The 19,583-nt window shown below is 61.3% G+C and carries 8 protein-coding genes; 1 reads left to right on the top strand and 7 read right to left on the bottom strand.

Features of this window, described 5'->3' with window-relative positions:
* Positions 1–51 precede the first annotated feature (51 nt).
* The 7 genes from LGH74_RS12770 to LGH74_RS12740 all read right to left on the bottom strand — a co-directional run bounded on the left by LGH74_RS12770 (position 52) and on the right by LGH74_RS12740 (position 17,359).
* The gene (locus LGH74_RS12770; RefSeq protein ID WP_226176307.1) at positions 52–1,476 is read right to left on the bottom strand and encodes a sialate O-acetylesterase; all 1,425 of its coding nucleotides are present in this window, start codon (positions 1,474–1,476) and stop codon (positions 52–54) included.
* A 134-nt stretch (positions 1,477–1,610) separates the two neighbouring features.
* On the bottom strand, positions 1,611–3,656 hold the full coding sequence (locus LGH74_RS12765) for an aceric acid hydrolase (protein ID WP_226176305.1): 2,046 nt from the start codon (positions 3,654–3,656) through the stop codon (positions 1,611–1,613).
* A gap of 133 nt (positions 3,657–3,789) precedes the next feature.
* A complete protein-coding gene (locus LGH74_RS12760) occupies positions 3,790–7,269 on the bottom strand; it encodes a glycosyl hydrolase (protein WP_226176303.1) in 3,480 nt (1,159 codons plus the stop codon).
* Between the two features lies 1 nt (position 7,270).
* Positions 7,271–10,624 carry a glycoside hydrolase family 2 TIM barrel-domain containing protein gene (locus tag LGH74_RS12755; RefSeq protein WP_226176301.1) on the bottom strand — a complete coding sequence of 1,118 codons (3,354 nt, stop codon included), beginning with the start codon at positions 10,622–10,624 and terminating at the stop codon, positions 7,271–7,273.
* 165 nt (positions 10,625–10,789) lie between these two features.
* On the bottom strand, positions 10,790–13,213 hold the full coding sequence (gene galB / locus LGH74_RS12750; RefSeq protein WP_226176299.1) for a beta-galactosidase GalB: 2,424 nt from the start codon (positions 13,211–13,213) through the stop codon (positions 10,790–10,792).
* 174 nt (positions 13,214–13,387) lie between these two features.
* Positions 13,388–14,530, bottom strand: coding sequence for a glycoside hydrolase family protein (locus tag LGH74_RS12745; RefSeq protein ID WP_226176297.1), 1,143 nt, complete (start codon positions 14,528–14,530; stop codon positions 13,388–13,390).
* 18 nt (positions 14,531–14,548) lie between these two features.
* Positions 14,549–17,359 (bottom strand): family 78 glycoside hydrolase catalytic domain, encoded by a 2,811-nt coding sequence (locus LGH74_RS12740; protein ID WP_226176295.1) that lies wholly within the window; start codon positions 17,357–17,359, stop codon positions 14,549–14,551.
* 443 nt (positions 17,360–17,802) lie between these two features.
* Here LGH74_RS12740 and LGH74_RS12735 point away from each other — a divergent pair, with 443 nt between their 5' ends.
* The gene (locus LGH74_RS12735; RefSeq protein WP_226176293.1) at positions 17,803–19,407 is read left to right on the top strand and encodes a protein adenylyltransferase SelO; all 1,605 of its coding nucleotides are present in this window, start codon (positions 17,803–17,805) and stop codon (positions 19,405–19,407) included.
* Positions 19,408–19,583 lie beyond the last annotated feature (176 nt).

Below are 19,583 nucleotides of genomic sequence, written 5' to 3'. Positions count from 1 at the left end.
TACCTGCGCGCAATCCTCTGTGCGCATCCGCAGGAATCCACGTCTGCCTCCTCATTGTGCCCAGTCGTCAGTCCGGAAAGACGACACTGGCAAACCCTCGGTGCTGAAGAGCGTGGCGCGGGTGAAATCCTGGAAGGCGTAGCGCACGGCCACCGGCGCTTTCACCGCCTCGCTCGCCACGGTGATGACGCTGCCGCTGATGCTGGCTATGGCCGGGTAGAATTTCTGGTCGGCGCCGGCTACTTCAAAGCCCGTCAGCTCCTGCCCGAAGCTGCTCATGCCGTTCGGCGCGTCCCGGAACTTCACGGCCACCGCACCATCTTTCACCTCCATCGACTCATAAGCCGGACTCACGGCCCCGAAGCCTTTCAGGCCATAGGTTTTGGCCAATGCCAATAGCGCCAGCCGGGTGCCGCCGGGCTCCTTGCGCATCGGGTGAATCGATTTTTCCTCGCCTAAGTCGAGCAGCACGGCCATGGCTGCGTTGGGAATCTGACGTTCGGCCTTGCGCTGGGCATCCCGCAGAAAGGCTGAGTTGAACTTGCCGCCTTTGTTATAGGGCGGTAGCTGGGCGTAGTTGTAGGGCGCAATCTGAGCGTAGTAAAACGGGAATTCGCCCATGTCCCACTCGGTGCGCCACTGCTTCACCAGGGCCACCAGCCGGGCCGCGTATTCTTCCGAATACTCGTAGTTTGATTCGCCTTGGTACCAGATAGCCCCCCGAATACCGTAGCCGACCACGGGGTGCAGCATGCCGTTGTAGAGGGTGGTGGGCGTGTGGTTCACCGAGGCAATAGAGTCGGTGGGGGACGGAATTTGCACGCCGGCAAACTGCCGTAGGGTTTCGGCACTCATCCAGGCCTCGGTAGTAGAGCCGCCGTAGCTGCAGTTGATCAGGCCCACGGGCACGTGCAGCATTTGGTTGAGCAGGCGGCCAAAGTAGTAGCCAGTAGCGCTGAAATTGGCCACGGTTTCGGGCGTAGCCACGCGCCAGGGCGAAGGTTTGCTGTTGTCTTTGGGGGCAGTGCGCGAGTTACGCGGCACGGTGTAGAGGTGAATATTCGGGTTGGCGGAGTGCAGAATGGCCTCGTTGGAGTTCAGCACCGGTTCCCCCTTGAAGCCTTTCATCGGCATCTCCATATTCGACTGCCCGGTGCAGATCCAGACTTCGCCCACCAGCACGTTTTTCAGTGTCACGGGCTTACCGTCGCTAATGGTCAGCTCAAACGGGCCACCGGCCGCGGGCGTCTTTACCTTTAGTCGCCACTTGCCGGTTGCGTCGGTTTTGGCCGTATACTTCTGCTTGCTCCACGACGGGCTTACCGTTATGGTGCTGCCCGCTTTTGCCCAGCCCCACACGGCGCATTCGGCCTGCTGCTGAAACACCATGTTGTCGGTGAAAATGGACGGCAACCGTACTTCAGCCCGGAGTAGGAGCGGTGCAAGAAATAGGATGAGCAGGACTCTTATTTTCATGGAAAGTAGGGCAGATTTAGAGAGGTGTTATTTCGACGCGGGAAAGATAGTCTGGTTCCTCTCCTTGCTTGATGTGCAACATCAGCAGAGGAGGAGAATTAGCTCATGACTTTACTCTGATTGTGGTAAAGTAATTACCGGCTCACCGGCAGCCACACTTGCATATCTCCTAAGCCGCGGTTGCCCCAGGCGTAGTAGGGAACAAGCTTGAAGGGCACGGGTGTGGTTTGGGGCTTAGTAATGGGGTGGTAGAGCTTGCCTTTCCACGCCGAATTGTCCACGAACTCGCCCTGGCCTTCCAGCCACACAATATCGGAGCCGGCTACAGTGGTGTGGCGCGGGGTGAGGGTGGCGTTGGCGGGTATGAGCAGGCCGCTTAGGGGTTTGCCGGCGGGCAGGTCGTTGGCTTCGAGGCAGTAGACCACGGGGCCGCGCTTCACGGCCACTTGGTTGCGGTTTTCCTCTACCAGTGGGTTGGTTTCAACGAGTTGCGCGGGCATCGGCAAGCTCAATTCCACCTTGTCGCCGGCTTTCCAGCGGCGGTTTACTTCAGCGTAGGTACCGGGCTTTAGGGTCGTTGATTCGGGCTTGCCATTCACGAGCAGCGTGGCTCCTTCGCACCAGCCCGGCACCCGCAGAAACAATGAAAACGGCTTCTTCGGCGTCTCACTCAGCGTCAGTTTCACGGCGCCGTCCCAGGGGTAGTTGGTTTCCTCGGTGAGCTTGATGGGGGAGCCGTCTTTGAGCTTGGTGTTGAGATTGTTGCCGCCGTACAGGTTCAGCCACAGGCCCTTGTCCGACACGCTGTAGAGGTAGTTGTTGACCTCCGAAATGGTGCGCACCACGTTGGGCGGGCAGCAGTTGGAGAGGCTGATGTAGTCCACCCGCTCCTTCGACCACCGCTGCGAAAATGGCAACGCCGCCGAGTACGCCAGCGGGTTGGTATACAAGAACCGCTGCCCATCCAGACTGATGCCCGACAATACACTGTTGTAAAGGGCTGTTTCGAGCACGTCGGCGTACTTGGCGTCGGCGGTTACTTGCAGCATCCGCCAGTTCCAGAGCACGTTGCCGATGTTGGCGCAGGTTTCGCCGTGGGCCGTGTGGTTGGGCAACTGGTAGTCGCGCCCGTAGGCTTGGTGGATTTTCTGCACCGTGTCGGGCTTGTAGGCGGTGCCGTCCGGCGAAACCCCGTCGTAGAGCGCGCCACAGGCTCCAGTCACGTACATTTTGTGCTGGGTTACGTCGTCCCACATCCGGTCCAGGGTCGTGAGCAGGGTTTTGTCGCCGGTTTCGGCGTACACATCGGCCGCGCCCGCGAAGAGGTAGTTGGCCCGCACCGCGTGGCCGCCAGCCTTCTGCATCTGCCGAAACGGAATCCGGTCCTGGTTGTCGTCGGTACCGATTTCAGCAGCCAAGCCCCGAATGTTGATCAGGCTCTGGGCCAGCTCCAAGTAGCGCGGGTCGCGGGTGGTGCGGTACATTTCCACCACGCCCATGTAGTGTGAAGGGCAGATGGCGTTGCGGGCCAGTTCCGGCGAGGCTCTTTTATAGAAGTTGTAGAGGTAGTCCGTGGACTTCTTAGCCAGGTCCAGCATCGACGTCTTGCCGGTGGCGCGGTAGTGCACGCAGGCCGCCGTCATCAGGTGGCCCAGGTTGTAGGTCTCGAAGTTCAGCCGGTCCTTGAAGGCCGCCTTCTGGCCCGGATTGTTCAGCTCGGCGATGGTGCTGTGCGTGCTGATGTAGCCATCGGCCCGCTGCACCTTGGCAATTAGGGCAATGGCTTCGTCGAGCTGCTTGTCCAGCTTGGGGTCGTGGGTGACGGCATAGGAAGCGGCCAGGGCTTCGAGTAGTTTGAAAAAGTCGCCATCGTGGAAGGGTGGGCCTTTGTGCTCGCCTTTTTCCAAGCCGGCGGCAATTTCGAAGTTCTTGTACGCGTGGTTCCGGTCGGAGTGGTACAGAGCCCACATGGTCGGAATCATCGACTTCTGGCACACATCAAACCGCTCGGCCCAGAAGCCGGTAGTCCAAGTCGCGCCGCCCATGTCCACGCTGCTGAGCTTGGCGTGGGTGCTGGCGGAAGTGTTGGTCAGGGCCTTTTGCTGGGCCGCCGCCGGCCGGGTCGCTATTGCGCCCAACAGCAGTGCCGCAGCGAGTAATTTATGGGTGGGAAAGGTCATGGTAGTAAGTAAATATGGCCGTCATGCAGAGCACAGCGAAGCATCTCGCGTGCTGATGTGAGAGTAGTAATCCAACGTCAGCACGCGAGATGCTTCGGCTCCGCCTCTGCATGACGGTCTATTATTGCAAGGCCTATTTTGAAGGTGTTGATTCAGTGGAAACGCTGATGGTCACGGGGCCTAGCAGGCCGGCAGGCAGCAGGGGCTTGGTGGCGGCGGGGGAAGGGGCGGGCGTCCAGGTGGGACGCTGGTCGGCGGGGAGGGCCTGGTCGCCGATGAGGCGGTTGGCCCAGGTGTTGGTGGCGAGGATGCGGAGTTGGTTGTCGCCTTTCCGCACGGCATCGGTGATATCGAGGCGGTAGGGGGCAGTCCAGGCGGTGCCGACGGGCTTGCCGTTGAGCTGAACCTCCGCCAGGTTCGCCACCTGTCCTAGCTCCAGCCACACGCGTTGCTGCGGGCGCTTTTTGCTTTTCCAGCGGAAGGTTTGGGTGTACTCGGCGGTGCCGGAATAGTGGCGGATAGCGTCGTCGGAATGCTGGCTCCAGTCGGTGAGCTGGTTGAACGTAACAGGCTGCGCCGGACTGCGCTGCTTGGCGTCGAAGCTGACCTTCCACGGTCCAGTGAGCGTTTGGGTCGGCACCAGCTTAGGCCAGTTCATGCCCGCCGAAACGGTGGTTTGCGTGGTCGGCTCCCGCAGCACCACAAACACCGAGGTGTTGCGGTCCAGGTACAGCGGCAGGCGCGTCCGGTTGTTCTCGTTAAGCCAGTTTTGCGCCGGCCGGATTTCACCGGTCACGGCGTCCCACAGTTCCGGCTTGCGCCCTGCTACCCGCAACGACAAGTCAAGGGTGCGCGCCGAATCCAGCTGGTTGGAAATGAAATAGATGTCGAACCCTTCCCCGGCGCGGTGGGTCCAGGCAATGCCGCGGGCCTGTTGGCCATTGGCGGTGTTAGCTACCACGTCGCGCGCCAAGCCCAGCACCTCAAACGAGTTAGCCATGTACGGCCCTTGTACCACCCGGCCTTGTCCGAACGACAACGGCGCTACGGCGGCGGAAGCCGTGGGGCCATTCGCGGCCGGTAGCTGCGCGGTAAGCTGCTGGATTTCCTGATCGGCTTTAGAGAAATTGCGCAGCTCCGGCGAGTGAGTTGGGCGACGGTTAAGCAGCACGGTAGCTCCGGCCTGCACCAACTCACGCAAACGCTGGGCCACGGCCGGCGACATGGCGGTGCTGTCGGGGTTCATCTTCTGGGCTCCTGGCACCACCATCAGGCCGTAACTGGCTCCGCCGGGCAGCACAATGCGGCCGTTTTCCACCTTCGCCAAGCGCAGCAGCGCATCTTTATTGAACGAATCGTACTTGTAGCCGTGCAGCGGGTCCACCAGCATATCGGCGGTTTCCATGTTGGCTGAAGCCGACACTTTTTCCGGCTGCTCGCGCATGGGCAGGCCCACGTTGGCGAGGCGCTTTTGTTCCACTTGCACGGCCTGCGGCCCGAAAATACCCGGTAGGTCAGGGACCAGCTTATTAGGCAGGATGGCGCGGCGCGGGGTTTCCTCGCCGGTGAAAACTGCCACGTCGGTTACGGGGTGGCCGAGTTGCAGCAGGGCTTGGCAGCGGCGGGCGTAGTCCACCCAGGCGCGGCCGGGCTTCCACCAGGTTTGGTCGCGCTGGAAGAACAGACCGATGCCGCTCAGCGTCATGCCCGGCTTGCGGTTGAGCCAGGGATTATGCACGAACACGTGGTACACCATCCGGTTGACACCCAGCGCGTAGTTGCGGTCCTGGAGGGCTTTCAGCATGCCAGGGTGCTCGTCCCAGGCTAGGCGCAGCTCGGTAAAGGCCTCGGCCTGCACGATGTTTTTGCCGTAGATGTGGGCACCCGACACGGCGTCGAGCATGTCGTTGGGCTTGTCGTGGGTGGGGCTGCGCAGCCAGAACTCGCCCATCGGCACGTCGGCGTGCTGGTAGTGCAGCAGGCCGTCACTGACCATGGTGGGCGCAATGGCTTCGGCCGAAAACGTGCAGCCTTTGGCGTGGGCCTGCTCTTTTAGCGTCGCGTAGAACTTGTCGTTCACCAGCTCGGCAATGGTCTGGCGCACGTCAAACAACACCCGCTCCGATACGTCGGCGCTTTGCAGAGGCACCCCGGCTAGTACCGGCAGGTAGGGCAGCAAGTCGTAGCCGCGGCGCTGCTGAAACTCGGCGGCAAAGTTGGTGGACCAGTTCTGCGAGCCGCACTCCCAGCTGTCCACATGAAACATCTTCAGCACCCGAGCAGCCAGCTCCGGCCCGCCCTGGCGGATGGCCTCGCCGAACCAGCTGTCGAATTGCAGCTTGACGGCTGCGGGGTTGAACTTGTCGCACTCTAAGCCGCGGGCCCCGCCGCCAGTGGTATTGATTTGGCCGGTCGAGCCGTGCCCTACGCGCAGGATTGTCCAGTTGCCGGGTGGCGCTTGCCACGTTAGGCGGCCGCTGGCATCCATCTTGCCGCTGAGACTGACCACTTTATTGAGCGGCACGCACAGCGAATCGGGGAGCTGCTGGGTGGTAGTGCGCGGGCTCACGCGCCATACTTCGCCGTTTTTGCCTTCGTAGTGGTTGATGCGCGCCTCACCCGACAGCCGAATTTCGGTCACCTTCAACGACTGTTTCCACTTGGCCGCATCGAGGTCCTCGGCGCCCGGTTCCGAGCCGGCCGGGTCGTACACGAAGCGGAAAAACCGCGCCGTGGTGGCCGGAATGGCGTGCGTGACGGCGCTGCTGTCCTGCCAGCCGCTGCGGGGCGGCGTTAGTTGCAGGATGGGCCGGAAGGTACGGCCGTCGGTGCTGGCTTCCACCCGCAGGCGGTTGGCCTGGTAGTTATAGCCGCTGGACCGGATACGGATGGAGCGGCAGGTAAACGGCTGCGCGTAGGCGTATTGAATCCAGCCTGGCTCACTGGTTTTGAATCCTTCTTTATTGCCTGCTACCGCCAGTAGTTCCGGCTTAGTGCCGGCTATACTGCTCGTTACCTGCGGCTTAACGGCAGGAGTAGTAGCGCCCGTTGGGGTGGGGTAGGCGTACACCGCAATGTCGCGGTAGTAGTCCTGCACGGTGGTGGCTTTGGGCAGCACCTGGCTGATGCGCCGGCCGCCTTGCACCTGGGTTTGGGTGTATACTACCTTCTGCATGGACAGCTCCGGCGTAATCCAGGGGCCGCCCGCCAGCGCAAACCCGTCGCTGACGTGCATGGCCAGCTTCAGGTTGAGGCGGTCGGCTTCGGTCATGGCGTGCTTCACCATCTGCCACCAGCGCGGCGAGAGTTGCACGGCCGGCGGCGTAATGGCCGGCGGATTTTCCACGCCCTTAATCGGCATGAGGTAGGCGCCCCCAATGCCCGCTTCGCGCATGGCTTCTAGGTCGGCGGTGATGCCTTCGGGCGTCACGGCGGCGTTCATCCAGTACCAGAACACCCACGGCTTGGCGGCCTCCGGCGGGTTTTGAAAGGCGGCTTGCAGGTCAACCGCAGGCGCACTGGATTGAGCCTGCGCCGTTTGGCTGGCTACGCAGGAGGCAAGGCTGAATAGCAGGCCGCACGTGAGGGAAGAAGGAGAGAGCCTACGGTTCATGCTACAGTTTGCCGGTGCTGCCGACAGTAGACGGTTTGTATTCCCCAGCGCCCTGCTTGCTGGAAAACCGGACTTTGCGGGCCAGGGTGCTGATATCCGTCTTTTTACCAGCTAAGGGCAGCAGGTAGAAGCTGTAGCTGTAGGGTTTGGCGGGCAGCTGGTACTTGTCGATGGGAGCGGCTTGGGCGTCCCAGCTGGTGTTGCCGCCGACGCCCATTTGCGCCAGGTCGATGTTGAGGGTGATGAAACCGGCATCCTGAAGCTTGTTGGTGTGGCGGGCTTTCTGGATGTTCTGTTCGGTGTGGGGCCAGGCGCTCATGCTTAGAAGGCTGTCGGCTACCACCAGCAGGCCGGTGTTTTGCTTGTCGGCGAGGTGCATCCAGCGCACGTCGGTGCGGTTGGCGTACTCCATGGGCACCACGTAGGAATCGGCAAACTCCTTGATGGGCTGGCTGTAGATCCCCGCGTCGAAGCCGTAGCGCCGGTCGATGTAATTTTCCATGGGCCCGCGGCCGTAGAAGCTGATGTTATCGTAGGCGCGCTTGATGCCGACCTGCATACCCACCCGCGGAATGTTAGGCAGGCCAGCGGCGGGCGTGAGGGCATAGTCTACTTTTAGGGCCCCGTCGCTGTTCAGGGTATATATCACGCGCATCGTGGTTTTACCGTCGATGAGCGAGTAGGTGCTGGTGAGGCTGGGCTGGCTGGGGTTCGACTTGTTGACAGTCAGGCTTTGCAGCTTGGGCTCGGCCGCAAACCACTCTTTCAGCTTCTTGTCGGCCTTCCAGCCGCGCCGGTCGTTGTCGGTGAGCGGGCGGGTGAAGTGCGGCAGCAGGGGCGTGGCCAGCTGCTCGGTGCCACGGTGGCGGTAGGAGGTCAGCGCGCCGGTGGTCTTGTCGATAGTCACCTGGAAATCCTTGCCGCTTAGCGTGTAGGCTGCGGCTTCATCGCGTACGGCTATGGCGCCTTGTGGCTTGCGGGCGGTGGCGGGAGCTGCCAGGCCGGTGAGGGCAAACTGGTTGCTGGCTACTTCGTGGCCTTTCGGAGCCCAGCCAGTAGCCTCGGGCAAGGTGAAGGAAATGGTAGCCAGATACTCTGCGCCAGCTTTGAATTTGGGCAAGTAAGGCTTGAGGTTGAGCACTGTGTCGCGGCCAGCCGCCAGCTGCAGCCGCGGCAATGGCTTAGTGCTTACCACCCGGCCATCCTCACGCACCACCAGCGCCACCGCGTAGTCAGCACCCGACTTCAGAGCGTGCCGGTTCTCGACTTTCACTAGGCTTTTGCTAGCATCAGTCAGCGTACTTTCCAGCGGCTGGTACACCCGCTTGCATTCGTAGATGGCTGCGTGGGGCTTGCCATCGGAAGCCACAATACCTTTGATGGTGAAGTCGTCGTAGTACTTCTCCTGGAAGTCGCCGCCGTAGGCGTAGAAGGCTGTGCCGGTGGAGTCGCGCTTCTCCAGGCCCTGGTCTTTGAACTCCCAGATGCAGCCGCCAATCACGCGCTTGGTGGCGCGCCAGCCGTCCCAGAATTCCTTCATGTTGCCGGTGGCGTTGCCCATGGAGTGGGCGTATTCACAGAAGAAAATCGGCCGGGTGTCGCCGTTTTGCTGGTTGGCCAGTAGCTCGCCCGTAAACAAGCCGGGGTACATACGGCTCACCATGTCCACGTAGGCCTGGTCGCGGGGCGTTTGGATGCGGTAGGCGTGGTTTTTGGGGTAGGCGGGGTCGTTGGGGTCGATGTAGCCTTCCACGTGCGGGTCGCCCATGGCCGGCTCGTAGTGGATGGGCCGGGTGATGTCGAAATCGTGCAGCCAGGCCGCCATGGCCGCGTGGTTGGGCCCGCGCCCCGACTCGTTCCCAAGGCTCCAAAAGATGATGCTGGGGTGGTTTTTGTCGCGTAGGGCCATGCGCATGCTGCGCTCCTGGTAGGCCGCGGTCCAGGCCGGGTCGTTGCTGAGTTTGGAGCCCAGGCCGTGGGTTTCCAGGTTGGCTTCGTCTATTACCAGAATGCCGTACTCGTCGCAGAGGTCGTAGAAATACGGGTCGTTGGGGTAGTGGCTGGTGCGGATGCAGTTGAAATTAAACTGCTTGAGCGTGCGCACATCCTCCCGAATATCCTCCCGCGACACGGCCATGCCCTTGGTGGGGTGGTGGTCGTGGCGGTTGACGCCGTAGAGGTAGGTTTGCTTGCCATTGATGAGCAGCTTGCCGTTATCCTTCGAGAATTCAATGCTGCGAAAGCCGACTTTACAGCTTTTGGCTTCCAGCACCGCGCCGGATTTATCGGTCAGGGTCAGGACCAGCGTGTAGAGGTTGGGCGCTTCGTCGCTCCACTTCAGCGGGTTGCGGATGGTGGTTTCCAGCAAGCCAAACTTGGCGTTGTCGAGGCGGGGGTAGGGCTCGTTGATGATGCTTTCGGCGGTGCGTTGCAGGGGCTGGTCGAGCACCACTTTGCCGGCTTTGTCGTAGAGCTGGGCCTTCACCTGATAGCCCGTGAGGTCGTTGTTGCCAGTCAGGTTTTCCAGGCGCGGACGGATACTGAGCACCGCATCTTTGTACTGCTTGTCGAGTTTGGCTTGCCAGTGGAAGTCGGCCAGGCGCATTTTCGGCTCGGCCAGCAGCAGCACTTCCCGGTAGATGCCGCTGAGCCGCCAGTGGTCCTGGTCTTCCAGATACGAGCCATCCGACCAGCGCATCACCTGCACCGATACCACGTTTTCGCCGGCTTGCAGGTAGGGCGTCACGTTGAACTCCGAGGGCAAACAGCTGTCTTCGCCGTAGCCCAGAAACTTGCCGTTCACCCACACTTTAAACGCCGAACTGACGCCGCCGAAATGCAGCGTCACGTTCTGATTTTGCCAGCCAGCGGGCACCGTAAACGTGCGTTGGTAGGAGCCCACGCCGTTGTAGTCCTGCGGCACAAAGGGCGGATTCACGGGCCGAAACGGGTATTTGGCGCTCTTGTAAATCGGCAGGTCGTAGCCGTTCATTTCCCAGTTGGCAGGCACGGCCAGCTGTTTCCAGCCACTCACGCGGCTCTTGTAGAAGTCCTTAGGCGCATCAGCGGGCTTACTGGCGAAGCTGAAGTCCCAGTTGCCATTCAAATTCAGCAGTCGCGGCGTTTTGGTCCGGTCGCCAAGCAGGGCGTCTTTTTCGGTGGGGAAGGAGTAGGCCGTGGCCCGCGACGGGTCCCGGTTCAGCTCGGTAATCTGCGGAACCTGGTAGCCGTCGGCCTCCGTGGGGTAGATTTTAGGCGGGTTAGATACGCCGGGGAAGAAGTACACGCTGGCTTCCTGGGCGCTGGCTGCAAAGGGCAGTAGGAGCAGGAAAGCGGCCCAGACAAAGAGCCTCACCCCCCGGCCCCCTCTCCGAAAAGGAGAGGGGGAGCCACGGCGGCGCAGGTTTGGATGGGCGATAGGATTATGTAAGAAGGAGTCAGTCATTGTGTCTTCGATTACTTCTTTATTCGGCTGGCTCCCCCTCTCCTTTTCGGAGAGGGGGCTGGGGGGTGAGGCGCACTACCGGCTCGTCAGCGTTACTGTAGCTGGTGCCAACCCTTCTGCCGTGGCCTGCACCGTGATGGTGCCACCTTTCTCGCTGGTCTGGATGATGGCTAGGCACATGCCGTTGTAAGCTTTGCGGGAGTCGGCTTTGAAGGGTTCCAGGCTGGCTTGGTAGCCGTTGTCCACGCCCGCCACGAAGCCGGGGCCGCTGACGGCGAACTTCACCAGGTTGGGGGCATTGGGTACCAAGTTGCCGGCGGCATCCAACACCCGCACCGTCAGGAAGGAGAGGTCTTTGCCGTCGGCTTGCAGCTTGCTACGGTCGGCGGTTAGCTCGATTTTGGCGGCGGGGCCGGCGGTGTTGATGGTGCGTGTCAGCACGGTTTGGCCTCCTTTGCGCGACACAGCTTGCAGCGTACCGGGGGCGTAGGGTACGCGCCAGAATACGTGTAGGTCGTTGGGGGCCTTCTTTTTGGTACCGAGCGACTTGCCGTTCAGGAGCAGTTCCACTTCATCAGCCTGATTGTAGTAGGCCCATACGTCCACGGTTTGACCGGGGCGCCAGGTCCAGTGAGGCAGCAGGTGCAGCACGGGCTGGGTGGTCCACTCGCTCTGGTAGAGGTAGTAGGCGTCCTTGGGGAAGCCGGCCAGGTCGATGACACCGAAATAGGAGCTGTGCGCCGGCCAGGGGTAGGGTAGCGGCTCGCCGAGGTAATCGAAACCCGACCACACGAAGGTGCCGGTTAGGTGAGGGTTCTGCTTGAGGGCGCCCCAGGCGGCTTCGTGGGTGGCGCCCCAATAGGGCCGGGCGTTGTCGTAGCTGGAGGCCGTGAAGTCGGTGTTGCCTGTAGTGAACTTGGTTTTGCCATCCAGCGGCCAAACGCGCACACTGTCGGAGGGCAGGTCGTAGTGGCCGCGGGTTTCGAAGGCGGCGGCGGTTTCGGTGGCCAGGAAGATTTGGCCGGGGAAGCGCTGGGGCAGTTTGGGGTATTCCGCGTGCTTGTAGTTGAAGCTCAGCACGTCGAGCACTCCCGCTTGGCTGATGAAGTTCTTGTCGGGCTCCTGTTCTGTCAGCGCCGACGTGACAGGCCGGGTGGAGTCGAGGCGCTTCACAACGGCGGTTAACTCCTTGGCCAAGCGCGTGCCGGTGCTGTCGAATTGCTCCCGGATTTCGTTGCCGATGCTCCAAATGAACACCGACGGGTGGTTTCGGTCACGGAGCACCATATCCTCTAGGTCGCGGCGGTGCCACTGCGGGAAGTCGAGGTGGTAATCTTTGCTGTTCTTCTTTTTCTGCCACTGGTCGAAAGCCTCGTCCATGACCAGAAAGCCCATTCGGTCGCACAGGTCGAGCAGTTCGGGCGCGGGCGGGTTGTGCGACATGCGGATGGCGTTGCAGCCCATAGTCCGCAGGATTTCCAGTTGCCGCTCAGCGGCCCGCACGTTGAAAGCTGCCCCCAGCGCCCCCAGGTCGTGGTGCTGGTTGACCCCCTGAATACGCAGCACCTGACCGTTCAGCAGGAAACCCTGGGGGCCAAACACAGCGGTGCGCACACCCAGCGGTGTGCTATAGGAATCAATAATTTTCTTGCCTTGAAGCACTGTGGTTTGCACCCGATACAAGTAGGGCCGCGTGGTTGACCACAGCTGCGGGTTATTCAGGTTGAGGCTTTGAGCTACGCGAGTAATCGAATCGGTCAGATTAACGCCTTTGGTGAGCTGCCGAGCCACTTCCTTGCCCTGCGCATCCAGCACCACCGTTTCCAGGTTCACTTGCTGTGACCCACCGGTGGCGTTACGAATCTGCGTTTGCACGGCTACCGTGGCGGCCGTGGTGCTTACCTGCGGCGTCGTCACGAAGGTGCCCCAGTGGTCCACCGCCACAGAATTGGTGGTCACCAGGCGCACGTTGCGGTAAATGCCCGAGCCGGTGTACCAGCGTGAGTTCGGCTGCGCCGAATTATCGACGCGCACGGCCAGCACGTTGGGCTGGCCGGCGGGGCGCAAATAGGGCGTCAGGTCGTAACGGAAGGAAATGTAGCCGTTGGGCCGATGTCCTAGGAGGTGGCCGTTCACCCACACGTCGCTGTGCTGCTGCACTCCATCAAACTCGATGCACACGCGCTTGTTGTTGGCCGCGGGCAGCGTGAAAGTTTTGCGGTACCAGCCGATGCCGGTGGGCAGGCCGCCACCTTCCGGCTTAGCTGGGTTCTTCTCATCGAATTTACCCTCGATGCTCCAATCGTGCGGCAAGGTCAGTTGCCGCCAACTAGCATCGTTGAAGGCCGTCTCTTTGGCCTGAGGTTCGTCGCCAAGAAAGAACTTCCACCCCTTATTGAACTCCGCCACTACTCGCCCCGCCGGCCGCGGCTTGGCGTCGGCAGCTTGCCAGGTACCGAGCAACAACAGCAGCAGAAGGAATGAGATGAGACGGGGCATAGTTGTCGTTCTTGCGGTGGGCCTCACCCCCCCGGCCCCCTCTCCGAAAAGGAGAGGGGGAGCCACGGCGGCGTAGGTCTGGCTTGTGGTTGTATTAGGATGCTGTGTTATAGTCGTCAGGCTCCCCCTCTCCTTTTCGGAGAGGGGGCCGGGGGGTGAGGCCCCTCGTCTGCGCTACTTTGCTTCTTTCGGTTTCTTCACGGGTGGAGCAATAAAGGTGAGTTTGCTTTTGCCTAGGTCCTTGGAAGTGGCCACGGCAATACCGCGCTGGTCGGGCTTGTTGACGGCGCAGTAGTAGTGGTACGCCACGCCTTTGTGCTTCACCACGAACGACTTATGCGCGAATAGCTCGTCGTAGGGCTCCGAGGGCTCTATCAGGTTGGCACCGGTCCAGTCGGTCCAGGTTTTCAGGTCGTAGGAGCAGGCGAAGCGGTTCACGGCGCCTGATACGCCGGGGTAGAAGGCGCCGAAATAGAACATCACATACAGCCCCTTGTCCACCTGATCCATCTGCTGGATGTAGGCGTCGCCGGTGATGCCTTTGTGGTGGTTGAGCACTGGATTCTTCATGTAGCGGCTCCAGTTTTTCATGTCGTCCGAAACGGCCATGCCGATGCGCTCGGCCCCGCGCTTGGTGTCCAGCGAGTCGCCGTTGGCGTTGTAGTACATCACGAAGGGGTGGCCGGTGCGCTTGCTCTTGTCCCAGATAACCGAGCTTTTATAGATGGTGTGGTTTTCCCACCAGCGCACGTCCTTGTCGTCGGGGCGCAATACTGGCTGGGGCAGGCGCTGCCACTGGTGCACGGTGGTCGGGTCCTTGTCGGTGTAGGCCATGCCAATGGACAGCAAGCCCTTCTCGTAGCCCCGCGACTTGCCCCCGAAATACGACATCCAGTACTTGCCTTGGTAGGGCTGCCACTCGTAGCTGCCGCCCCATTTGTAGTCCTGCAAGGCCACGTAGCCGGCTTTCTGGTTGGTGTCCCAGTCGGTGGTGTCGGTGAAAGCCATGATTTTGCCCTTGGTTTCCCACTTCAACAAGTCCTTGCTCTGGGCCAGCCAAGTTTCGTAGCCGCGACCGTCATAAATGATGTAGGTCATCCACCACTGGCCGTTTTTGCGAAACACGCTTGGGCAGTCCATCTTCTTTTTGTTGTCGTCTGTCACCAGCACTAAGCCGTACTTGTGGGGCGTTTTCACTTCCTCGTACACCTTCTGCATCACAGCGGCGGTCACCTCTTTGGGCTTGCCTGCTTGCGCCTGGGCGTATGTCTGGCTGAGACAGGCGAAAAGAAGGACGCAGGTGGATTTCAGTTTCATGCGAGAAGCAGGTAAAAATCAGTTGGTGCTAGCCGGGGTGCTGACCGTGAAATGGTAAGTGCCCGAACCCGTTTGGATGCGAACTTTGCCTTGGTCGATGCCCAGCAGTTTAAGCTCCGGATGGCGGGCCAGTGGCTGCGTTCCTTCCAGAATAGTAGAAGTGGCCGTGGCCGGTAGGTAGATGGTGGCCGTGGTGTTAGCCGGGATGGTAGTCTTCAGCTCGAAGCTGTTGCCGGTTTTCTTCCACTCACTGGTAATCAGGCCGTAGGGCGACGTATGGCTGGCTTTGGTGCTGGTCACGTCGCCCACTGGCTCGGGTTGAATGTCGATTTTGTTGAACGCCACGGCCTCATCAGCGGGCCGGATGCCAGCCAGGGCTCCGTAAAACCATTCCTGCAAGTGGCCCAGCATCAAGTGGTTGTTGGATACCGTCGGCAGCGCCGCCCATGATTCGGTGAGGGCCGTGGCGCCTTGGGCCAGCTGGTAGCCGTAGCCGGGCACGTCGGTGCGGTTGTTCATGGCGAAAATGACGTCGGAACGGCCCGCATCTTCCAGCACGCGCAGTAGGTAGCGGTAGCCGATGTCGCCGGCCGTAAGGGCGTTGTTGCGGTTGCGGATGTCCTGCACCAGATTTTCCACCACGGCCGCTTTGTGTTGGGGCTCCACCAAGCCCATGTATACGGCCATGGCGTTGGCGGCCTGACTGCCGGTGGCGTACTGTTTGGTGCTGGGGTTGAAGAACTTCTGGTTGAAAGCCGTGCGCACTTCACCAGCCAGCTTGTCATAGGCGGCAGCCTCCTGCGGCTTGCCTAGCAGGCGCGCTACCTGGCTGAGAATCGTGAGGTCATAGTAGTAGGTGGCGGTGCCGGTTACGCCCACGGGCGTCTGCTGGGAAGTGCCCGGCGGCTTGGGGCCGAGGTCGTACCAGTCGCCGAGGCCCTGGCTGAGGATGTGGCCCTGGGCCTTGGTGCCGAGGTAGGTGACGTAGCGCTGCATCATGGGGTAGCTGCTTTCCAGCACCTGCCGGTCGCCGTACCACTGGTACACGTACCAAGGCAGAATGACGCTGGCACTGCCCCACTCCGGCGAGTCGCGGAACATGTCGCCGCCCCACTCAAACTTCACGTACTCGGGCGCAATTTCCGGCACCAGCCCGTTAGGTAGCTGCGAGGCCTGCATGTCGGCAATGGTTTTGCGGCACAAGCTGGCAATGTCGTAGCGGTAGCGGATGGAGGCACCCATGAGGTGGGTTTCTTCCAGCCAGCCCAGCTTTTCGCGGTGGGGGCAGTCGGTGAACACGCTGGCGAGGTTACTCTTGATGGACCAGTCAATCAGCGTGTTGGTGCGGTTGAACAGGTCGTTGGAACACGCAAATTTACCCACAAACGGCGCGGCGTTGCGGGTGTGCAGGCTGGTGAGCTTGATTACTACTGGGCGGTTGGTGGGGTTGGCCTGGTCCTTCAGCACGCCGCCTTCCAGCTGGGCATAGCGGAAGCCGTAGTAGCTGAAGCGCGGCCGCCACATTTCCACGCCGCTACCGCGCAGCACGTAAGTAAAGTAGTAGGGCCGGCCGCTGTTTTTCTGGTTCACAGTGCCGTCGGCGGCCAGCAGTTCGGCCGGCGTGATGCGCACCGTGTCGCCGGCGCGGCCCTGCACTTGCAGCTCGATAATGCCCGAGGCATTCTGCCCGAAGTCGTACACCCACTTGCCGGGCTGAGCGGGCGTGATTTTTTGGCTGGTGAAAGTTTCGTGCACCTTCAGCGGCTCAGCCATCTGGGCGTTCAGTTCGGTGGGGCCGGTGGTCAGTACCACCGGTTTCCACGTTTTGTCGTTGAATCGTGAGGCGTCCCAGCCGGGCTGTTCCAGGCTGGCGTTGTAGTCTTCGCCGCCGTAGATGCTGCTGAAAGTGACGGGGCCCGCGGCGGTTTTCCAGCTGGCGTCACTCACTACACTCTCGCTCGTGCCATCCCGGTAGTCGAGCACCACGCGGCACAGCAGTTTGGGGTAGCCGAACGACGATTTAAGCTTGCGGAAGCGGTTTTTCACCGGCGGCACGTAGTAAAAGCCGTTGCCCAGGAGCACGCCCACCGTGTTGGTGCCCTTGCGCAGCTGCTCGGTCACGTCAAAGGTGACGTACTGGGCCTGCTTGTCAAATTTGGTCCAGGCGGGGTCGAGAAAGTGGTTGCCGACCTTCTGCCCGTTTAGGTGCAGCTCAAACTGCCCCAGGCCGCACACGTAGGCCGTAGCGCGTTGCAGCTTCTTGGGTACCGTGAAATCTTTGCGCAGCAAGGGCAACACGTTGTTGCCGAGGTAGTCGTCCTTTTTGCCGTCTACGGGCAGCACGTTCACCCGCTCGGCCGGCAGCTCTTCGTAGGCTATCCACTGCGCGCCCTGCCAGTCGGCGGCCGACAGCAAGCCCATCTGCCAGCGGGCTGGCTTGCTCCACGCGGAGGCGTTGCCGTGGTTGTCCCACGTCATTACCTTCCAATAGTACGTTTTGGTGGCCTGCAAAGCGGGCCCGGCGTACGGTACCTGGATGGAAGCGCCGGACGTTACTTTCTGCGAATCCCAGACGTTGCCGGTGTTTTTGGCGAGGCTTTTCTCGTTGTCGGCCACCAGAATGCGGTAGGCGGTTTGGGTGGTATTGCGCTGGTCGGAGGTCAGTTCCCAGCTTAGGTTAGGCTTCTGGGTTTGAACACCCAGCGGCTGGGGCTGGTATGCACACGTCAGGCGTGCCACGGCCAGCCGCTGGGCCCAGGCCGCTGCCGGGCCGAGTAGCAACAGCAGCAGCAGGATGCTGCTCAGCCACCGCCAACTGCCAACGCTCAAGGAAAAAGATAACCGCATTGCTTTCCTTTTTCGGTTGATGACTGGTGGTGGAACAGGGCAGAATTTGTGTAGCTGCTGCCGGTGAGGCGGGCCGCAAAAGCAGGCGTCAGCAAGGCCTGCCGCACCGGCCGAACGGATGCCAGCTGATGCGTATACAAATTTAAATTCCCCGGTCTGGCGCCTGTACCAGCCTTTAGCATCTTGTTGTAGGATGTTAGCAGAGACAAGCCGCGCCAGCTATTATTCCTGCCTAACATATCATACAGCTGCCTGAATACCCAAGGCTGTGCCTCTGAACTGCCATTGCTAAAGCACCACCAAACTACCGCAAACAAGCACGCCGGCCGGCTGTTGGCGAACTTGCGGCCGGCCGGTAGGCGTTTAGCTGAAACCAGCCGCCAATTTCCGACCCGGCTTCTACCCAATTCGACTACTACTCATCTATGTCTGCTACTCTTCCAACCATCGACCAGGCTGAATTTCAAAACTCCTTCGTAACGGAGCTGCGCGGCGAAATTTCTGCCGACAACCGGCCCCGGCAGGTACCGGGCTACCACTACTCGCGCGTAGTGCCCACGCCCGTGGCCGACCCACACCTGCTGGCCTGGGCCGATGAGCTAGCCGCCTTCCTGGGCTTGGCCCGGCCCGCCGAAAGAGGCCCGGCCGTGGATGCGCTGGCCGGCAACCTCGTAACCGGTAGCATGAAGCCCTTTGCGGCCCGCTACGGTGGACATCAGTTTGGCTCCTGGGCCGGGCAGCTCGGCGACGGGCGCGCCATTTCGCTGGGCGAAGTAACTGCCGCCGACGGCACGCCCTGGGAAATTCAGCTGAAAGGCGCGGGCCCCACGCCCTACTCGCGCCGCGCCGACGGCCGCGCCGTGCTGCGCTCCTCGGTGCGCGAGTTTCTGTGCAGCGAGGCCATGCACTACCTGGGCGTGCCTACTACCCGGGCCCTGAGCTTGGTGCGCACCGGCGACGAAGTAGTGCGCGACATGTTCTACAACGGTAATCCCCAGGCCGAGCCGGGCGCCATCGTGGCCCGGGTGGCGCCTACGTTTGTGCGCTTCGGCAACTTCCAGATGATGGCCGCCGCCGGTGAACTAGATAACCTGCGCGCCTTGGCCAACTACGTAATTCGGCGCTACTACCCGGAGCTGGGCGAGCCTACCGGACCGGAAGTGTACGTGCGGTGGTTCGAGGAAATCTGCCGCCGCACGGCCGTTATGCTAGCGCACTGGATGTCGGTAGGCTTTGTGCACGGGGTGATGAACACCGACAATATGAGCATCCTGGGCCTCACCATCGACTACGGGCCCTACGGCTGGCTGGAGCCCTACGACCCCGACTGGACGCCCAACACCACTGACTTCGGCTCCCGGCGCTACGCCTACGGGCAGCAGCCCAACGTGGGCCTCTGGAACCTCTGGCAGCTGGCCCGGGCCCTGGCTCACCTCGTCGAAAACCCCGAGCTGCTGCGCCCCGGCCTCGATTTGTACTCGGCCACTTTTGAGGCTAAGCGCCACGAGATGCTGCTGCGCAAGCTGGGCCTGACGAGCCAGACCGCCGAGGAAGACAAGGCACTGCTTGCAACCCTGCACGAAGCCCTGGCCGGCTCGGAAGTGGATATGACGCTTTTCTTCCGCCACCTTTCCCATGCTGCCCCAGTTGTGCTGATGAATCCAGAATCGGCGGAAGCGGCTTGGACGGAGCTGCTGGTCGCGGCCTCGTATTCTACCGCTCCGGAGGAGGAAGCCCAGCTGCGGCAGTGGCTGGGCCACTACCTGGCGCGCCTGCAGCAGGAAACCGCCGCGCCGGAGGCCATTCGGGAATTGATGCTCGGTGCCAACCCCAAGTACGTGCTGCGTAATTACCTGGCCCAACAGGCTATTGAGGCCGCCGAAGCCGGCGACTTATCGGTGCTGAACCGGCTGATGGAGGTGCTCAAAACCCCATTTGCCGAGCAGCCCGAGCATGAGGAGCTGGCCGCCAAGCGCCCCGAGTGGGCCCGCGAGAAACCCGGCTGCGCCACGCTTTCATGCAGCTCGTAATTCCTGAGAGTGTGCCGTAAGCGCCATACGTGTGCGTGCAACATCTAAGGCAAAGGCCGTGGGCAATACCAGTTATTGCTCACGGCCTTTTTGCATAATAGCCTGATAGTTAGCTTCTGCCGGCGTATTCTGAGTGAAACGGGTGCCTCCGGTATACACTTGCGTAACACCACCGG

It is taken from the genome of Hymenobacter lucidus, assembly GCF_020447265.1.
Classification (GTDB): Bacteria; Bacteroidota; Bacteroidia; order Cytophagales; family Hymenobacteraceae; genus Hymenobacter; species Hymenobacter lucidus.
Note: the sequence above shows the minus strand (reverse complement) of the source record. Positions and strands in the feature narration are given on the sequence as shown.